Origin of the sequence: Streptomyces spiramenti (assembly GCF_012034385.1) — a bacterium.
GTDB classification, from domain to species: Bacteria; Actinomycetota; Actinomycetes; order Streptomycetales; family Streptomycetaceae; genus Streptomyces; species Streptomyces spiramenti.
On record NZ_JAAVJB010000471.1, the window covers coordinates 1 to 1088 of the forward strand.

General features: G+C 77.4%; 1 protein-coding gene and 1 pseudogene. Both read right to left on the reverse strand.

Annotated features, from left to right (window positions below):
- Nucleotides 1-278: pseudogene (locus tag HCJ92_RS24545) on the reverse strand (hypothetical protein); the annotation flags it as partial.
- Between the two features lie 51 nt (nt 279-329).
- Nucleotides 330-1088: hypothetical protein (locus HCJ92_RS24220; RefSeq protein ID WP_167935734.1), on the reverse strand; the 759-nt coding region annotated here is incomplete at its 5' end.

Genomic DNA, 1088 nt, shown 5'->3' on the forward strand with positions numbered 1-1088 from the left:
CGGGCCCGCGCCCCCGGGTCTTCCTGTTTGGCCGGGGTGCGGTGGCCCGGGGGGGCGGCGGTGAGGCGGTGCGGGGGTTCGGCCGCGGGAGGGCCGAGGGGAGCGGGCGGTGGCGCGGCGGGGGCGGCGACGGGCGTGCCGCTCCGGTGCCCGAGGTGGTGGGTGAGGTGGGTGGCACCGTCGGCCTTGGCGGCGCTGCGGGGCGCGGCGGTGCCGTGCGCCGGGGCCGGATGGGCGTGTGGCCCTGCTCGGTGGTCATCGATTGGCCCCCTGCTCACCGGTCACCGGCCGTCGTCGTGGACGGCCGGGGTCACTCTACGGTCGGACGTTCAGACATCGGTACCGGACGAGGTGGCGGACGCGGGGCGTACACCGGCCACGAGGGAGGCCATGAGATCCTCCCCCGGCCCGGTCTCCCCTGCGTTCCAGCCGAGCCGCAGGACGAGGGTCCCGCCGGAGCCGTCGGGGGCGGGGAAGGCGACGCTCTCGGCGTACGCCTCGGTTCCCGCGCCGGTGGTGAGCCGGTGGCGGACCCGGTGGCCGGTGGTGCCCGCCACGGCGACCTCCTCGGAGAGCTCCTCCCGGCGTTCGGTGACCCCGCCGTAGGCGGCGTCGGAGAAGGACGACGCGGTGTGGACGTCGATGTCGCCGGCGGCGGCGTCGCCGGGCTCGGCGCCGGGCTCCCCCTCGATGAGGAAGGCCCCGGCGACGACGCAGCGGCGCTCCTCGTCCTGGGGGCAGGGGTACTCGTCGCCGGTGACGGAGACGCCGTCGATGGCGCGTTCGGTCCAGCCGTCGGGGAGCGGGAGTTCGGCGCCGCCGAGCGTGGCCGCGGTCCAGCGGGTGAACTCCTCGGCGACGGGGGGCTCGCCGGCCCCGTCCTCCTCCGCGTCGTCCCGCTGCCCGCTGTCGGCGGCCGGGGCGTCCGCTGCCGGCGCCCCGCCGTCTCCGCCGAGCAGCAGGGCCGCCAGGACCGCGGCGGCAGCCTCAACCGCATCGAGTACGGGCTCACCAAGGGCAACGAGTACTCCGGCCAGCCCCTCGCGAAGGTGCTCTTCACCAACAGCGACCGCTGCCTGCCGGGCGGC